Source organism: Amycolatopsis sp. WGS_07, assembly GCF_045278895.1.
GTDB lineage: Bacteria > Actinomycetota > Actinomycetes > Mycobacteriales > Pseudonocardiaceae > Amycolatopsis.
Genome location: NZ_CP136053.1, coordinates 7,082,928 through 7,099,615, shown reverse-complemented (window position 1 = coordinate 7,099,615; position 16,688 = coordinate 7,082,928). Strand labels below are relative to the sequence as shown.

15 protein-coding genes and 1 pseudogene are annotated in these 16,688 nt (G+C 72.9%); 7 read left to right on the top strand and 9 right to left on the bottom strand.

Going from position 1 to position 16,688, the window contains the following annotated elements; all coding sequences use genetic code 11:
* Positions 1 to 4 precede the first annotated feature (4 nt).
* A complete protein-coding gene (locus tag RPX00_RS33365) occupies positions 5 to 703 on the bottom strand; it encodes a carboxypeptidase regulatory-like domain-containing protein (protein WP_406631324.1) in 699 nt (232 codons plus the stop codon).
* Positions 700 to 1,278 (bottom strand): DUF4255 domain-containing protein, encoded by a 579-nt coding sequence (locus RPX00_RS33360; protein ID WP_406631323.1) that lies wholly within the window; start codon positions 1,276 to 1,278, stop codon positions 700 to 702. Before RPX00_RS33360 ends, RPX00_RS33365 begins: the two co-directional genes overlap by 4 nt.
* Before the next feature lie 181 nt (positions 1,279 to 1,459).
* Between RPX00_RS33360 and RPX00_RS33355 the strand changes: the two genes are divergently transcribed.
* Both RPX00_RS33355 and RPX00_RS33350 read left to right on the top strand, forming a co-directional pair.
* A complete protein-coding gene (locus RPX00_RS33355; RefSeq protein WP_406631322.1) occupies positions 1,460 to 1,654 on the top strand; it encodes a hypothetical protein in 195 nt (64 codons plus the stop codon).
* A 159-nt stretch (positions 1,655 to 1,813) separates the two neighbouring features.
* On the top strand, positions 1,814 to 2,569 hold the full coding sequence (locus RPX00_RS33350) for a BTAD domain-containing putative transcriptional regulator (protein ID WP_406631321.1): 756 nt from the start codon (positions 1,814 to 1,816) through the stop codon (positions 2,567 to 2,569).
* Between the two features lie 172 nt (positions 2,570 to 2,741).
* Here the strand turns inward: RPX00_RS33350 and RPX00_RS33345 are convergent, their stop codons facing one another.
* Together RPX00_RS33345 and RPX00_RS33340 are read right to left on the bottom strand one after the other, a co-directional pair.
* Positions 2,742 to 3,158, bottom strand: a complete 417-nt coding sequence (locus tag RPX00_RS33345) for a hypothetical protein (RefSeq protein ID WP_406631320.1) — start codon at positions 3,156 to 3,158, stop codon at positions 2,742 to 2,744.
* A 124-nt stretch (positions 3,159 to 3,282) separates the two neighbouring features.
* Positions 3,283 to 4,794, bottom strand: a complete 1,512-nt coding sequence (locus RPX00_RS33340; RefSeq protein ID WP_406631319.1) for a serine/threonine protein kinase — start codon at positions 4,792 to 4,794, stop codon at positions 3,283 to 3,285.
* A gap of 58 nt (positions 4,795 to 4,852) precedes the next feature.
* On the opposite strand from RPX00_RS33340, the pseudogene eccD reads away from it, so the two are divergent.
* The 3 genes and pseudogenes from eccD to eccB form a co-directional block, all read left to right on the top strand.
* Positions 4,853 to 6,112, top strand: a pseudogene (gene eccD / locus RPX00_RS33335) (type VII secretion integral membrane protein EccD); the annotation flags it as partial.
* Positions 6,113 to 6,230: 118 nt separating this feature from the next.
* Entirely contained in the window at positions 6,231 to 6,305 is a 75-nt protein-coding gene (locus tag RPX00_RS33330) for a hypothetical protein (protein ID WP_406643176.1), read from the top strand.
* A gap of 1 nt (position 6,306) precedes the next feature.
* Positions 6,307 to 7,704 carry a type VII secretion protein EccB gene (gene eccB, locus RPX00_RS33325; protein WP_406631318.1) on the top strand — a complete coding sequence of 466 codons (1,398 nt, stop codon included), beginning with the start codon at positions 6,307 to 6,309 and terminating at the stop codon, positions 7,702 to 7,704.
* A gap of 640 nt (positions 7,705 to 8,344) precedes the next feature.
* Here eccB and RPX00_RS33320 read toward each other — a convergent pair.
* Genes RPX00_RS33320 through eccCa form a run of 3 tightly spaced genes read right to left on the bottom strand, consistent with a single transcriptional unit; the run spans position 8,345 to position 14,021 of the window.
* The gene (locus tag RPX00_RS33320; RefSeq protein WP_406631317.1) at positions 8,345 to 9,688 is read right to left on the bottom strand and encodes a WXG100 family type VII secretion target; all 1,344 of its coding nucleotides are present in this window, start codon (positions 9,686 to 9,688) and stop codon (positions 8,345 to 8,347) included.
* Positions 9,685 to 10,035, bottom strand: a complete 351-nt coding sequence (locus RPX00_RS33315; RefSeq protein ID WP_406631316.1) for a hypothetical protein — start codon at positions 10,033 to 10,035, stop codon at positions 9,685 to 9,687. The genes RPX00_RS33320 and RPX00_RS33315 overlap by 4 nt, the downstream gene beginning before the upstream one ends.
* A 35-nt stretch (positions 10,036 to 10,070) precedes the next feature.
* Positions 10,071 to 14,021: a type VII secretion protein EccCa gene (gene eccCa, locus RPX00_RS33310; protein WP_406631315.1), complete on the bottom strand. Its 3,951-nt coding sequence runs from the start codon at positions 14,019 to 14,021 to the stop codon at positions 10,071 to 10,073.
* Between the two features lie 172 nt (positions 14,022 to 14,193).
* Between eccCa and RPX00_RS33305 the strand changes: the two genes are divergently transcribed.
* Positions 14,194 to 14,541, top strand: a complete 348-nt coding sequence (locus RPX00_RS33305) for a WXG100 family type VII secretion target (RefSeq protein WP_378302567.1) — start codon at positions 14,194 to 14,196, stop codon at positions 14,539 to 14,541.
* 1 nt (position 14,542) lies between these two features.
* Positions 14,543 to 14,839, top strand: coding sequence for a WXG100 family type VII secretion target (locus RPX00_RS33300; RefSeq protein WP_378302565.1), 297 nt, complete (start codon positions 14,543 to 14,545; stop codon positions 14,837 to 14,839).
* Positions 14,840 to 14,883: 44 nt separating this feature from the next.
* On the opposite strand, the gene RPX00_RS33295 is transcribed toward RPX00_RS33300, so the two are convergent.
* Both RPX00_RS33295 and mycP read right to left on the bottom strand, forming a co-directional pair.
* A complete protein-coding gene (locus RPX00_RS33295; protein WP_406631314.1) occupies positions 14,884 to 15,351 on the bottom strand; it encodes a hypothetical protein in 468 nt (155 codons plus the stop codon).
* Positions 15,348 to 16,643 (bottom strand): type VII secretion-associated serine protease mycosin, encoded by a 1,296-nt coding sequence (gene mycP, locus RPX00_RS33290; RefSeq protein WP_406631313.1) that lies wholly within the window; start codon positions 16,641 to 16,643, stop codon positions 15,348 to 15,350. Before mycP ends, RPX00_RS33295 begins: the two co-directional genes overlap by 4 nt.
* Positions 16,644 to 16,688: the final 45 nt, after the last annotated feature.

Genomic DNA, 16,688 nt, shown 5'->3' with positions numbered 1-16,688 from the left:
TTCCTCACTGCTCGCGGATCTCGATGACTTGCCGGGTCCCGGCGTCCCGGGGCAGCCGGACCACCAGCGCCCCGGTCCGGCCCGGCCGCTGGACGGCTTCCAGCCGGAAGGTCTCCTCGACGGCGTGCTCCTCGGCCTTCTCGCCTTCCCAGCGCAGGGCCAGCCGGAAAGCGCCCCGCGCGCCGGACAACGTGCGCTCGTGCCAGGAAACGGGATCCCGGCTCGCCCGGCCCCGCGCCTCGACGAGCACGTTCTCCAGCGGGGCCCGCGTCCTCGCGTCGAGGACCACGCCGTGCACCGTCCGAACGCCCGGCGGATACGGGAACGTGACCGCGGGCAGCAGCCGGACCAGTCTCGGTGCGGCCGTGTCTTCTTCGGACCGCACGACGAACTCGATGCCGACAACGTCTGACGAGAACGGCTGGCCGTCCGCCGGATACAGCGGCTGGTACCCGGCAGCGACGAAGCGGACCCGGTGGCGGCGCGGTTCTCCAGCGCTGTGCCTGCCCAGTCCGGGATACGCCAGAGCCGCGCTGGGCGTGCGCACGGCGGCGGTGTCCTGCGGGACCCAGACACCCTCGTGCCAACGGTCCAGCAGCACCGAAACGCCCGCGGTACGCACGTGCCGGCGGTAGTCGTCGAACGGCACGAACCAGGCCGGGCTGGACAGCGTCGACCGTTCCAGCGGCAGGAAACGGCTCATGGCGTCGGCACCCCGTCGATGACGCGGGTGAGCACCGGCCGGACCGCCAGTTCCGTGGCGACGTCCAGGTTCACCACCCGGATTTCGTAGTTCAGCGACAGCCGGTACGGCTTCTGGATCGCGTACCAGACCCAGGATTTCTGGTCCAGCGTCAGCGAAGTCAGCGTGACGTGCAGCGAATCCGCCGTCCCCGCCAGGCTTCCGGACAGTTCGGAACCGTCCAGGATCGCGTCGTCGTAGAGCACCTGCAGCGCGCGGCCGATCATCCGCTGCTGGGTCGCCTGGTCGCCGCCCCACGGCGTGATCAGGTAGCGCAGCAGCAGCGCCATCGGCGGCTTGCGCGTGGTCGGCGGGTCCGGCGGCAGCGACCGCACCGGCGGCCGGTTGCGCGACGCCGGGTCCTCCGCGATCTCGTACAGGAAAACCGTGAGCTTCGGCGGCTGCGGGCTCACCGGATCGGACAGGTCGTGCAGGACCGCGGTCGGCGGCGGGCTGCCGCCGAGGGGGAGCAACGCCCGCGTCAGCGACCCCACGATGGTCGTCGAGACGTCGGCGATGACGCCGAAGTCGCCCATCCGAATCCTCCCCCGGTTCCGTGCTGCCGACCCGCTGGGGAAAGGATGCCGCCGCCCGCGTAGCCGCACCGCGATCCGGCTGTCACGCGGGCGTCACCGGAGCGTTCCCGGCTTTCCCGACGACGGCGGCGGACACGGGACGGCAACGCCGGAGTGACAGCGGCACGGCATCCTGCTTGCTGTGGAGGCACCCTTCGAGCACTCCGGCACGCTGATCCTCCGCGTGTGGGCGGAAGGCGAGCCGGGCGCTTTCCGGGCGCGCATCCTCCGGACGACCGGCGCGGAAGCGGCCCCGCCGCTCGCCGCGAGCACCGCCGACGAGGTGCACGCCGCGGTGCAGGCGTGGCTGGACACGCTGCTCGAACCGGACAGGTGACGCGGCTGAGACGGCCCGGTGACGCTGGCGCTCATAGGATCCCCGGGCAATCCGGAGGCGGCCACACGATCATGGATTGCTCCGTAATATGGACTTGGGGGTCCTCAGCTGTCGAAAAAGGGCGCCAAGGCCACAAAAACATCGTCCGGGGTGGGTGCGATGATCGCGGAAACGGCCCATGACATCAGACACGGCATCACCTTGCGGCTGCTCAAAGGCTTCGCGTTGTCCGCGGGCCCGAGCCGCATCTCGATTTCGTCCAGCGCTCAACGGCTGGTCGCGTTTCTCGCGCTGCAGGACATGCCGCGCAGCCGCACCTACGTGGCCGGGATGCTGTGGCCGGACACGACTGTCACGCGCGCGAACGCCAATCTCCGCTCTTCGCTGTGGCGCGCGATGCGCACCGGGCATCAAGTGATCGACGCGTCCGCGCAGGAAGTCGCGATAGCCAAGCACATCCACGTGGACATCCACGGCGCGGTCCTGCGCGCCCACCGCCTCCTCGACGGCTCGCGCCCGTGCGACGACATCCTGACCACGCAGACGCGCGCCGAGCTTTCCGCGGATCTGCTGCCGGACTGGTCGGAAAGCGAATGGGTGCTGATCGAACAGGAGCAGTACCACCAGCTCCGCCTGCACGCGCTGGAAGCGATGGCCGAACGGCTGACCGCGGCGGAACGGCACGGGGAAGCGGTCGCCGCCGGCCTCGCCGCGGTGCGCGCGGAGCCGTTGCGGGAAAGCGCGCATCGGGTGCTCGTGAAGGCCCACCTGGCCGCCGGAAACCGCGGCGCGGCCCTGCGGCAGTACGAACAATGCCGCCGCGTCCTGCACGACGAACTCGGCCTCGCCCCGTCCCCGACGCTGAGCAACCTCCTGCCGGAACACTTCGAACGGCCCACCTTCGCGGCGGGATGATCGCGGGACCGCCACCCAGCCCCTCGGCCAGGTCCGTGAAGGACTCCTTGCGGGAATCTAATTCCCTCAAGGAGTCCTTCACGGACAGAAACTGCCGTGAGGCCGCCGCCTCGAGAATCGCGAGTGCGCGCAGCGGAATCCGCCGTCGCCGAATCCCTCGTGCGCTATTTCCTCATTCTTCGACGCGCGGAGCGGGAATCGCCGACCGGTTGCCGCGATAACGGGCCACCACGACCCGCACTCCGTTGCGGAACGCGTCCGGCATCGCCGCCAGCACCGTGCTGCGCGGCACCGGATGCGGCACGTCCAGCCCGGTCATCGGCCGCGCGAGCCCGATTCCCCGGACCGTCCACCGCAGCCGTCCTTCCTTGTCCCGGTCGGTGAATTCCAGCGAAACCGGACGCAGCGCCGCGACGCGGACGAGGCCGCTGTCCGGTCCGGTCGGGATCAGCACGTCGCCCGCGTCGAGGAGGAGGCAGGCGCGCGGCACCGGCGTCAGGCCGTCGAACGCGACGATGGCCTGACGGCCCCGTTCGGGGGAACGGAGCAGCCGGACGCATTCGCGGTGCGTCAGCTCCACGTCGTCCATGTCAGCTCCTCCCTCCGCCGTCAGCCCAGCATCCCGATTCCGCCCGGCCGCGCGCAAGCACGCGCACAACTCGACTATTCGCCGCGAAACGCGGTCGCGCCAGCCGGGTTCACCGGGTCGTGGCTCACCGGTGGCAGACCGCGCCCCGGATGGCCTGCGGTTCGCTGCGGTAGACGGCCTGGCTGTCGGTCGCCTGCACCTCGAAGCAGTAGCGGCGCAACGGGTCGACCTGGACGGTCAGGGTGTGTTGGCGTTGTGCCAGCACGGCCTTGTTGGGCTCGCCCTCCGGCGCGACGATCACCGCGTAGTCGACCGCGCCGGAGCTGCTGGTCCAGGTGAGCGTGACCTGGGTGCCGCGGTCCGCGGGCTGGTCCAGCCGGACGTCGACGGAAGGCGCGGCCGCGGCGGGCGCGGGTGCGGGCGGCGGGGTGCGGGCGACCGTGGTGAGGTCGTCGGAACCGCTGGTCAGCACCATGACGAGCCCCACGCCCGCCACCGCCGCCGCGACCAGTCCCCCGGCGACGAAATCCAGCCGGATCCGCCGGGCGGGGCGGACCTCCCCGGCCGCGCGCGGGGCGGAGGGCGGCGGTTCCGGGAAGTCGTCCGCGGCGGGCGGGGGTTCCGGTGCCGGGACGTCGTCGGCGGCGGGCTGGACTTCCGGCAGCTCGGCGACCGCCGACGCGGGCAGCCGCACCGGAGGAGCCGCACCGAAGTCGTCGAAAGCCGGTCCGGCACTCGACGGCGGGGCACCAGGCGGCACCGTGCTGGGCGGCGCGGTGCTAGACGGCGCAGCACCAGGCTGCGCGGCGTTAGACGGCGCGGCACCAGGCGCTTCAACCACCGGCCCCGGCGAGGAAAGCCGGGCGATCATCTCCCCCAGCCGGTCCGCGACCCAGCCCGCGTCGGCCGGGCGGTTCGCCGGGTCCGGCGCGAGCAGCCGTCCGACCACTGTGGACAGTTCGACCGGCACGCCCGGTTCGTGGATCGCCGGCACCGGAGTGCGCAGCAGCCGCAGGACGCGCTCCCCCACCGGTTCGCCCAGCCGGCCCGGCAGCGGCGGACGGCCGGTCAGCGCGAGGTGCAGCAGGGCGCCCAATCCGTAGAGATCGGTGCGTTCGTCCAAGGTTTCCGTGCGCAGCGTCTCCGGGGCCAGGAATTCCAGCGACTCCACCGGATCGCGCGGGAACGCCTGGCGCAGCGCGACGCCGAAGTCCGCGAGCACCGGCTCCCCGGACGCGCGGAACAGCACGTTCGACGGCTTCACCCCGCCGTGCACGACGCCCGCCGCGTGCGCGCCCGCCAACGCCGTGGCGACGCCGTGGCCCAGCACCGCCGCGTCGGCCGGGCCGAGCCTGCCCACCCTGTCCAGCAGCGCGGCCAGCGACTGCGGGCACAGCTCCATCCGCAGCGCGTGCCGTCCGTCGGGCAACTGGTCGACCGCGTGCACCGGCAGCACCGAAGCGACCGCGCTCAGCTTGCCGCGTTCTTTCTCCACTGTGGACAGTGTGGCGCGGTCGAACCGGGCCGGGAACACCTTCAGCGCCACCGGGACACCGCCGGGGAGCCCCGAGTACACGGCGGCGACCGGCCCGTTGGCCAGCGGGGTCCAGCCGCTGCCCGCTGCCTCGCTTCGCACCGCTGACCTCCGTGTCCGCTAGCTGCCGAGCCGGTTCCGCCGTCGCGGCCGGGTCTTCATGGTAGGAGCGATCCCAGCCGTGCGCGGCCGCTCCGGCAGGTTGCTGCCGCCCGCTCCGAAAGGAAGATCCGCGATGCCCACCATCGGCCTCGTCCGGGTGACCGTGGCGGCCCCGGCCCGCCGCGTCGACCTGACCCTGCCGGAGCGGTCCCCGATCGCCGAGCTGATGCCCGGCCTGCTGCAGCACGCCGGCGAGCACCTGGCCGACCAGGGCGTGCCGGACGGCGGATGGGTGCTGCGCCGTTCGGACGGCACCCCGCTCGACGGCTCCGGAACGCTGTCCTCGCACCGCGTTCTCGACGGCGAGGTGCTCAACCTCGTGCCCGCCCGCACCGAATGGCCGGAACTGGAATATGACGACCTGGTCGCCGCGATCGCCGCCGGGGCCGAACGCGCCAGCAGCGCCTGGGAACCCGCGCACACCCGCCGGGCCGGGCTCGGCGCGGGAATGGCCGCCGCGCTGCTCGCGCTGGTCGCGGTCCTGGCCGCCGGACCGCCGTGGCCGGGTCCAGCGGCGGGGGCGCTCGGCGGGGCGGCGCTGCTGCTCGCGGCGGGGGTCGCGCTGGCGCGCGCAGCCGGTGACGCCGGGGCGGGCGCGGTGCTCGGCGCGGCCGCGTTGCCGTTCGCCTTCGCCGGCGGCGGGCTGCTGTTCGCCGGCGACCGTCCGCTGACCGGGCTCGGCGCGCCGCATCTGATCGCGGCCGGCGCGGCCCTGCTGCTCGCCGCGGTTCTCGGCCTGCTCGGCATCGTCGAACGACCGGCGTTGTTCATCGCCGGCGCGACGGCCGGACTCCTCGAAATGCTGAGCGGCTGGCTGGCGACGACCGGACCGATCGGCACAACCGGAGCCGCGGCGATCGTCGCGGGCACCGGGCTCGCGTTCTCCCCGTTGCTCGCCCCGCTGTCGATCCGCGCCGCGCGGATGCCGATCCCAGTCCTCCCGCGCGGAACGGCCGACCTCCTGCGCGACGAACCACAGCCGCCGCGACCCGCCGTATACGCGACCGTCGTGCGCGCCGACGGCCTGCTCACCGGCATGGTCTGCGGGGTGGTGCTCGCCGTCGTCCCGGCGATTTTCGTCTTGGTGCGCGACGGAGAGCCGTCAGCGTTGGCGGTCACCGGCCTGCTCACCGCCGGTTTCACCTTGCGCGCCCGGCTGCATCCGGTGCTGGCCCAGCGGCTCGCGCTGCTGCTGGCGGCCGCGTTCGGTGCCGGTTCGCTCGCGTTGGGCCCGCTGCTGGCCGTCGGCCCGTTGCGCGCCGCCGCTCCGGTCCTGTTAGGACTTTGCGCCGCGACTGTCCTCATCGGACTTCTGCCGGAGCACCAGGGATTCCAGCCCGCGCTGGGGCCGCTACGCCGAACTGCTCGAGGCCGTCGTGGTGCTAGCGATTGTCCCGACGGTGTGCGCAGTGCTCGGCCTGTACGGCTACTTGTGCGGACTGGGCGGCTGAGATGGCAACCGCACGCGATCGGCTGCAAGCCCACCAATTCCTGCTGCAGCGCACGGTTTCGGCGCTGGTGACCCGGGAGACCGATCCGGAGCAGCCGCCGTTCCGGCTGCCGTCGGCCTCGGCCGTCGCCGGAATCGTGCTGGCGGTGCTCGCCCTCGGCGCGTCCGGGGTGTACGGCCTGCTCTCCCCCGGCGGCGACCGCAGCTGGCAGGACGGCAAATCCGTCATCGTGGAAAAGGAAACCGGCACCCGCTATGTTTATCTCAACGGCAAACTCGATCCAGTCGCGAACTACTCCTCCGCGCTGCTAGCCCTCGGTTCGCCCGCGCAAACCCAGTCAGTGTCGGCGAAATCGCTCGCCGGCGTCCCGCGCGGACCGCGAATCGGAATCCAAGACGCGCCGGACGCACTGCCCACCGCCGACCGGGTACTCGGCCAAGGCTGGACGCTGTGCTCCCAGCCCGGCACCGACCTCGCCGGAGCCACCGCGTACCGCTCGACCCTGTTCGTCGGCCACGAACCGCCCGGCGGAACCCCGCTCGGCACCAGGGAACTGCTGGTGCGAACCCCGGAAAGCGGCGACGAATACCTGGTCTCCGGCGGATACCGGCACCGGATCGCCGCCGAGGACGCCGTCGCCGTCGGCCTGGCCCTCGGCTCGGCCCCGGTCACCCGAGTGGGCGCGGCCGTCGTCGACGTCCTGCCCGAAGGCGCCCCGGTCGCGCCGATCGCCTTGCCGGACAAGGGCAAACCGTCACAAGCAGTGCCCGGCCGTGCGGACCTGCTGACCGGGCAACTCCTGGCCATGGACACCCAGTTCTACCTCGCCGAACCCGCGCAACTGCGGCCGATCACCCCGCTGGAGTACGAAATCCAGCGCGCCTACCGCCCGACGACCGCCGCCTACGGCGGAGCCGAACCCTTCCCGGTACGGCTGAGCCCGATCGACCTGAGCGGCGCGAAGGTCGCCGACCGCCCCGCCGCGACCGCCCGCGACCTGCCACCCGCCCGTCCCGACTTCGCCCCCGCCGCTTCCGGCCGGGTGTGCCTGTCCTTCGCCCCCGCGTCGTTCGTGCCGTCGGTGAGCGTGGACAACCTCCTGCCCCCGCCCGCGACGACCACCGCAGGCCGCACCGAAGGCGGCGTCGCACTGGCGGACCAAGTCGTGGTCCCGCCCGGCACAGCGGCGGTAGTGGAGGCGATGGCCAGCGACCGCGCCCCCGCCGGAACCTACGCGGTGGTGACCGACCTGGGCCGCACCTATCCCCTGGGGCGGCCGGATGTGCTGGAAACCCTCGGCTACGCCGGAATCCGCCCAGTCCGTGTCCCGGCGGCGTTGGTGGCCAGGGTGCCCCAGGGGCCGGGGCTGGACCGGGATGCGGCGCTGAAGCAGTGGTGAGCTTAGTGGGGTCGTGAGTGGCTATGCCGGTTCTAACCGGGATTGCCACTCACGACCCCCACCCGCATGAAGCAGTGGTGAGGGGCCGGACATCCCCGCCGCGCCCAGCATTACGGCCGCGCCCTCCGCTACGGCACCGCCCTCAACTCCGGCCGCGCGCGCTGGAAGGGTGCCGCTCCTCGCCCGGCACCGCCCTGCACTCCGCCCACAACTCCGGCCGCGCCCTCCGGCCATAACGCCGCTCTCCGTTCCGGCACCGCCCCCGCCACCCCCTTCAGCTCCAGCCGAGCCCTCCGCCGCAACGCCGCCCTCCACTCCGCACGCCGGAACCGCCCTCGGCTCTGCCGAGCCCTGCGCTCGGGCACCGCAGCGAACAAACCCCGCCTGCCGACCCCATGCCCGGACCTCAAGCAGCGCGGCCCCATCAAACGACCGTCCACAAAGGACCACATCGGCGCGAAATGCCCGCTTGCCCCCCTATGACCGGATTACGAAGTCCGTGAAGGACTCCTTGCGGGAACCAGATTCCCTCAAGGAGTCCTTCACGGACGAACCATCCCGCACAAGGCACCCGGCATGGTCAGCGGGCGCGAAAAAGGCGGTGCCGCCAAGCCAACCGACGGCACCGCCCCTCTCCCGGTCAGCGGGCCAGCCTCCCCGGAGGCGTCGGCTGACCGGCCCCCGAGCCGGTTACCTGCCACAGGTCGTCGTCCAGGACCTCGACTGTCGTGCGGTCGTCCGCTCGTTCTCGGCGGGACGGGCGTGCCAGCGGGGCGAACGCGGACGGGTCGGTCCGGCCGGATTTTCCGCGCAGTGCCGCGGGCAGCCCGGGCGGGTTCGTGCGGCGCGGGCCTCGGCCGGAGGGCGGGCGTTGTGCCGCGCCGGATCCCGGCGTCCCGCCGCCGCCGGACAGGCCGCCGAGGCCGGACATCGGCGCTATCGGCATCCCGCCGCCGCCGTTGCCGCCGGGCGGCGGGGGCGGTCCGGCTTCCGGGAGCTTCGGGGCCTGGCCGCTGGAGAGCGTCGCGGCCTGCTGCGACACCGGGAACGCGGGCTGCGGCGGCTTCGGGCCGCCCCCGCCCAGTTTCACCCCGGGGACCCCGCCGCCGAAGCCGCCCAGACCGCCCATCGGCAGCGGCATTCCGCCGGGCAAGGACGGCGGCACGGACAACGGCGGCAGCGGCGGGAGGGCAGGCGGCGCGACCGGCGCGGCAGCCCCGCCGAGCCCGGACAGCGACGGACCCTCGCCCGGGTACGGGACCTGAGGATCGCCGGGCTGCCGCGGCTGGTCACCAGGCAGGCCGCCGGACTGGTCACCGGGCAGGCCACCGGACTGGTCGCCGGGTTGCCCGCCGGGTTGGTCACCGGACTGGCCCTCGCCTTGCGCCCCGCCGCCCTGCCCGGCGCCGGAGGACGAACCGCTCTGCCCTTGCTGTCCGCCCCCGGCCGCACCGCCGGCCGAACCCGAACCGCCGCCGGAGCTGCCAGAACCGCCCCCGCCGGAGCCGAGCGGGCCGCTCCAGTCGTTGCCTTTGGTGCTCCTGACCGCTTGGGTCGCCCCCTCGAACTGCTTGGCGAGAGTGTCGAGCTGTTGCCCGCCCAGCGGCGCCAGCTGCTGCTTGAGCAGCTCGGCGAGCGGGTTGCCCTCCAGCAGCTTCGCCATGTCCTCGAACCAGGCCCCGGTCCTGGTGATCGCCCCGGCCAGCTCGCCCAGTGCGGACACCGCCTGGTCGATCCCGGTGGTCCACGAATCGATGTCCGCGGCGCTCCGCCCGCCGCGCTGCTGCATCCGGCCGCCAGCCTCGTCGGTCCAGTCCGGCTCGAGCGCCTTGAGCTGCTGCTGCAGCGAGGCCGACGCTCCGGTCAGCTGGGTCTTCGCCTTCTGCCACATCTCCGCGGCCTGCTTGGCGACGTCGGCGAGCGGCACCGTCGCCTTCATGATCGCCGCCTGCTGGTCGAATTTCATCCCGCCGTACGCGCTCATCGGGTCGCCCCCGGCAGGAAGGGCCCGAGCAGCCCCGGTCCGATCGGCATTCCCGGCTTCAGCGGGGACAGGTTGTTCGGGAAAGCCTCCTTGCCCGCGCGGTCCGCCTTCAGGTACTCCTCCGCGGACGCGCGGGCGATCGAAGCGTAAGCCCCGAACCCCTGCTTCACCTGTTCCAGGAACTTCTGCAGCTGCTGCGCGGACTGCCGTTCCGCCTGCGCGAACGCGACGCCCTCCGCCATCCCGCCGCCGCTCCCGGACGCACCCCCGCCGCCGAGACCCCCTGCCGGGGGCTGCGGGCTGAACTTCATCATCGCGTCGGGAACCCCGTTCAGTTCTGATGCCATTTTTCGCCTCCTTGCGCCGATCTCGTCACTTCGCCTCACTCGCGCGGCGGCAGCCAGGCCAGCTGGAGCAGCCGGGCACCCTCGCGACGGGTGATCAGCCTGCCGCGCCCAGGCGGCAGGGACTCGGGTTTCAGCCCGCCGAGCAGCGGGCCCTCCTCGCGGTCGCCGGACAGCATCAGCCCGGGCGAACCGACGTCGCGCACCCGCGCGAGGAACTGTTCGAACAGCGCGCGCCCGGCACCGCCGGTGCGGCGGGTCAGCACCACGTGCAGCCCGATGTCGCGGCCCTGCGCCAGGTAGTCCATCAACGGCAGGAACGGGTTCTCCATCACCGACGCGACCAGGTCGTAGTCGTCCACGAGCACGAACAGTTCCGGGCCCTGCCACCAGCTTCGGGCGCGCAACTGCTCCGGCGTCACGTCCTGGCCGGGCAGCCGTTCGGCCATTGCGCGGGCCGCTTCGTTCATCAGGCGGGCGGTGGTGGCCAGGTCGGTGCCGTAGCCGAGGAGGTGGTCTCCCTCGACCTCGCCGAGCAGGCCGCGGCGGTGGTCCACGAGCAGGATCCGGGCCTGGTCCGGGGAGTACGACGTGGTGATCCGCCGCGCCAGCGTGCGCAGGAAGGCGGTCTTGCCCGAGTCCGCGTCGCCGAGCAGCAGCAGGTGCGCGTCGGCGGCGAAGTCGAGCCGCACCGGGGCCAGGTCCTGTTCCGCGATCCCGACGGCGAGCTGGTGCTTCGCCGGATCGTCGCGCGGCGGCAGCGCCTCGTAGGCGAGTTTCGCCGGCAGCAGCCGGACGTTCGGCGCCGGTTCCCCTTGCCACGCCCCGGCGACCGCACTGACCAAATCGGACACTCCGGCCGCGAGATCGTCGGCGGTGTCCCGGCCGTCCAGCCGGGGCAGCGCCATCAGCAGCTGGTGCCCGGTGCTCGCGATGCCGCGGCCGGGCGCGTTCTCCGGCACGTTCAGCGCGCTCATCCGGTCCACCGTCGTGTCGACCGGATCGCCGAGCCGCAGTTCGATCCGGCTGCCGAACAGGTCCCGCACGTTGGGCCGCAGATCGAACGACCGCGAGCACGACACCACCAGGTGCACGCCGTAGGCGAGGCCGCGCGCGGCGATCGCGGCGACCACGTCCTCCAGGTCCTCGAAGTCCTTGCGCAGCGTGGGCCAGCCGTCCACGACCAGGAAGACGTCGCCGTAACGGTCGTCTTCCGGACGGAGTTCCCGGTAGGCCGCCATCCCGTCGATCTCGTCCTCGGCGAACCGGCGTTCCCGCTCGGAGAGCACAGTGGACACTTCGGCCACCGTGCGCCGGACCGCGCCCGCGTTCTGCCGTCCGGCGACCCCGCCGACGTGCGGCAGCCCGCGCAGCGAAGCCAGCGAGCCGCCGCCGAAGTCCAGGCAGTAGAACTGCACTTCCCGGGGCGTATGGGTGAGGGCGAGCGACGCGATGATCGAACGCAGTGCGGTGCTCTTGCCCGAGCGCGGCGCCCCGGTGACGACCACGTGCCCGGCCGCCGCGGACAGATCGAGCACCAGCGGGTCCCGTCGCTGGTCCAGCGGCCGGTCGACGACCCCGGCCACTGCCTTGAGCGCACCGCGCAAACCAGGGTCGCCCGCCTGGAGACCGCGTTCGGGGTCCACTGTGGCCGGTCCGAGCAGACTGTCCACTGTGGGCGGTTCGGCCAGCGGCGGCAGCCAGATCTGGTGGGCGGGCGAGCCGCGGCCGGCGAACCGGTCGACCAGGATGTCCATCAGGCTCTCGCCGATCGCCTCGTCCGGGTCCTCGCCCGGCTGCTCGGTTTCGGCGTCCTCGGCGGGCGGCGCGACGTAGGCGGTCGAGTAGACCTGCATACCGGGCAGCTGCACCGGTCCGGAACCGACCGGGGCGGCCCCGGCGGCGTGCACGCCGGACACATACGCCGAGCGGAACCGGATCATCGGCTCGTCGCCGAACTTCAGGAAGCCGTGTCCGGGCGCGCGGGGCAGCGTGAACGCGTCGGTCACGCCGAGCACGACCCGGCTGTCGATCTCGGAGAACGTGCGCAGCCCGATCCGGTACGACAGATGGGTGTCGAGCCCGCGCAGCCTGCCCTCCTCCAGCCGCTGCGAGGCGAGCAGCAGGTGCACGCCGAGCGAGCGGCCGACCCGTCCGATTTGGACGAACATGTCGATGAAATCCGGGCGGGCGGACAGCAGTTCGCTGAACTCATCGCAGACCACCAGCAGCGTCGGCACCTCGGGCAGCGGCGCGCCGGAGGTGCGGGCCTTCTCGTAGTCCCGCAGCGACGAGAAGTTCCCGGCCGCGCGCAGCAGTTCCTGGCGCCGGATCAGCTCGCCGTTGATCGCCTCGGTCATCCGGTCGACCAGCGGCAGCTCCTCGGCGAGGTTCGTGATCACCGCGCTGGTGTGCGGGAGCTTGTCGAGCCGGGTGAAGGTCGCGCCGCCCTTGAAGTCGATGAGCGCGAAGTTCAGCGTGTTCGGCGGATGCGTGATCGCCAGCGCGAGCACGAGCGTGCGCAGCAGTTCGCTCTTGCCCGAGCCGGTGGCCCCGATCAGCAGCCCGTGCGGGCCCATCCCGTCCTGCGCGGACTCCTTGAGGTCCAGCTCGATCGGCGTGCCGTCCGGCCGGATGCCGAACCGCACGCGCAGCCGGTCGCGGCTCGGCCGGGGCAGCCAGGTGTCGGCGGGGTCGAAGGCAAACGGATTCCCCAGTTCCAGCAGGCTTTCCAGGCCCAGCTCCGCGCTCAGCGGCTGTTCGCCGCGCGCGGCCGCGGTCAGCCGCAGCGGGGCCAGTTGCCGCGCCAGCGCCTCCGCCGCCGGGATCGGCAGCTGATCTGCTTGCCCCAGCACGGTTTCCGCTTCCCCGGTGTCGTTCGTCAGCGTGCCGTCCGCCGCGACGTCGAGCACCAGCACGGTCGGTTCCGGCGTGTTCGGCGGCGCGGTGGTCAGGTCGAACAGGGTGACGCCCTCGACACCCCCGGCCGTCATCAGGTGGTCCGAGCCGGCGAACGACCCGCCGTCGAGCACGACCACCAGATGCGGCCCGGACACCCGGGCCGAGGACTGCGGATCGAACCGGGGCCGGTCGGCGAGCACGTCCTCCAGCATCGCTTCGAGCGTCGTGATCGAGTTCGCGACCAGCCGGAGCGGGCCGAGCGCGTCGGTGCGCTCCGGGTGCAGCGCGTGCGGCAGCCACTTGACCCATTCCCAGCCGGGAGCCTGGTCCGGTCCGGCGCAGATCGCGATCCGCAGGTCGTCCGGCGACTGCAGCACGGCGAGCTGGGCGAGCATCGCGCGCACCAAAGCCGCCGCCCGCCGCTGGTCGCCGTCGAGGTGGATCCGGGCGAACCCGTCGACGGCGAGCGCGAGCGGCAGCCCGCCGATCGCCGAGTACGTCGTGATGAACCGGCGCAACGCCAGCGCGGACAACGGTTCCAGCTGTTCCAGCGGCTTCGTGTCCGGCGCGATCAGCGCGGTCGCCAGGCTCTGCTCGCCGAGGCCGATCCGGACCGCGCCGAAGTCGGGATCGGTGCGGCGGCGTTCCCACAGCCGGTGGCTCGCCGCGACCGACCACAGCGCGTCCGGCTCAGGATGCAAGTACCACAACGCTTCCCGCTGACGGCGGGCCGTGCGCGCGACGCGCATCCGGTGCTGCGCGAGCCCCCGCAGGTACAGCCGGCGCGCGTGCCCCATCTCGCGTTTCGACGCGCCGCCGCCGTTCAGGAAGGACAGCACCAGCATGCCGACGATCGCGACGCCGAACAGCCCGAGCACCACGTACCGGATCGTGCCGCTGGTCCCGGTGCCGCTGAACATCAGCACCATCGCGGCCATCATCGCCACCATCGGCAGGACCATCAGCACCTGCGCCCAGCCGCGGCCGGGCGCGGCGGGCAGCTCCGGCGGCGCGTCCAGCACCAGTTCGCCCGACGGCATCTCCGGCGCCGGGCGGCGGATCGGCCTGCGCACCACGACTGTCGCCACGGCGGTCTCCTCTCTCCTGCCGCGATCATCACGCCCCGGCGGCGCGCCAGGGCGTCCGTGGCAGGAAGAGGCCTCGCCGGTCCGGCGGCCGCGGGTGCGGATCTAGCGTCGGTTCGCGGGCGCGACGCGCCCGGGCATGCACACCAACGGAAACCGGGAAAGGAGCGAGCCCATGCCGAACGGCGATCAGCTGCACGGCGTGACCGAGAGCCTGCAGCGCGGCGCGCAGATGGCGGGCACCGTGTCCACGAACATCCAGTCCCACCAGGCTCAGTTGCGGCCGACCGTGGAAGCGCTGAAGGGCCAGTGGGAGGGCACCGCGCGGCCCGCGTTCGACGCCGCGCACGCGAACTGGGAACAGGGCATCACCCGGCTCGTCGCGGCGCTCAACCACCTCGGCGAGAACACGAAGTACTCCTCGCACACCTACGACATGGCCGACCAGGCCAGCGCGTCCGGCCTGCACGCGGCGGGCGGGATGTCGCCGTTCGGCGGCGCGCTCAACACGGCAGGAGGATGACATGCTGATCAAGGGCAACTTCGGGCAGCTGGACCACCTTTCGTCGCAGATCATGGCGACGGTCGGCAAGGTGCAGCAGGAGATGGACACCTGGCGCACCGCGTCCGGGGCCACCGCGAACGACTGGCTCGACCAGGCGGGCGGCCAGTTCAGCGAGGTGAACCAGGCCTGGCAGCAGGTTTCGACCGCACAGCAGGACATGCTGCAGGCACTGCGCGGCGGCGTGGTCAAGGCGAACGGCGAGCTGCAGCAGGCGCTCGCCTCGGCCAAGGCGCGGGTCGGCAGCGTCACCATTTGACGCCTCGTGAGCGGCTATGCCCCGGCATAGCCGCTCACGAGCGCCTAACCGCGGATCAGCCGGAGCACCCCGCTGCCCGGACGGGCCGCCGCCAGCACGAACTTCACGTCGTTGATCGAGGCGAACTCGCCCGCCGTGGGCCCGGACGAGATCTGCCCGCTGATGCCCGCGGACACGCCCAGCACGATCCCCTCCGGCCCGACGCTGGCCACGACCGCCGCCCCGGGACCGTTGCTCGTCGCGAAACTCAGCTCGCTGCCCGCGTGCACCAGGACCTCGCACGACCGGCGCCGGCAGGCGGAGACGTTCTTCCCGTCCGCGGCGGTCATCGGCTGCGAGTCCAGCGCGGGCCCGGCGGGCGTGGCCGGGCTGCTCGACGTTGGCGGGGCGGCCGAGGTCGAAGACGGGGTCGAGGTCGGCGCGGGCAGTGTGACCGGCCGCTGGTCCGGCGGTTCCGCCGAGCACCCGCCCAGCGCCAGGACCAGCGCCGCTCCGGCGATCGGACGTTTCATGGTTTCCTCCACGAGGGATCAGGCCGCTCGACCGCGGGCGGCGGGAAAAGGAACATCTCCTCGGGCGGCTCCTCGCGCCCGAGGGCGCGGGGTTTCGCCGCCGACCGCCCCGCCCGCCACCGCCGGCGGCTCCCCCGCACGGCGACCGCCGCGCCGAGCACCGCCAGCAGAATCGCCAGAACCAGCGCCCCGGCAACGAGTTTCGCCGAGGCACCGGCCCGCGCCCACCACGCGTGCTCCCGCTGCGCGGCGACGTCGACGGCTTGCGGCGGCACCGCCGGAAGCGCTTTCGGGGCACCGGAAAGTCCTTCGGTGACCGCACGGTACGGGTCGACCACCCCCGCGCCGTAGCCCTGGCTCCCCGCACCGCCGCGCGCGACGTCGGCGGTGGCGATCAATCGTTGTGCCACCTGCTGCGCGGTCAGCGACGGCCAGGCCGCCCGCACCAGCGCGGCGGTTCCCGCGACGAACGGCGCGGCGAAGCTGGTGCCCTCCCAGTAGTCGTGCCCGCCGACGCGCGTCGCGCCGACCACGCCTTTGCCTGGGGCGACGAGGTCGACGTACGGACCGGTCTGGGAACTGTCGTCCCGCGCCCCGGCGATGTCGATCGAGCCGACCCCCACCACGCCCGGATAGCCCGCCGGAAACGACGCGGAACCGGCGGCGCGCTCCTGCCGGTTGCCCGCCGCCGCGACTATCAGCGCGTCCTTCGACTGGGCGTAAGCGACCGCGTCCCGGATCGGCGGCAGGTCGCCGTAGCCCGACAGCGACAGGTTGATCACCTTCGCACCCTGGTCGGCGGCGTAGCGGAGGCCCGCAGCGACCGCGTCCGGCGCGATCGGCTGCGGTTCGCCGCTGTCGTTGAGCGAACGGTCGGTGACCCGCACCGGCAGGATCCGCGCGCCGGGCGCGATCCCGGAGAACCCGATGCCGGACGCGGGATCGGCCGCGATGATCGAGGCGACCGCGGTGCCGTGCGACGCGCAGTCGAAGTTGCCGGGCAGCTCGCCCGCGAAGAAGAAGTCCCGGCCGGGCAGCACTTTGCCCGGCGCGCTGAGCTGCGGGTGATCCGAGTCGACCCCGGAATCGACGACCGCGACGAGCACCCCGGCGCCAGTGCTCGACGGCCACACCCGCTTCGGGTTGAGCAGCTGTTGCGCCCACGGCTCCTGGACGACCGGGGAATGCGCGGGATCAGCGTGCGCACACACCCCGGCCGGCGGCGCCGCTTCCGCGAGCGGCGCCGCCGAGACCAGCAGCACTGGCACGAGCAGAACGAGGATTCGGTTCATGGTGCGGCCATGGTCCCCGCGCGGCGGGGCCCGCGGAGGCGGGTG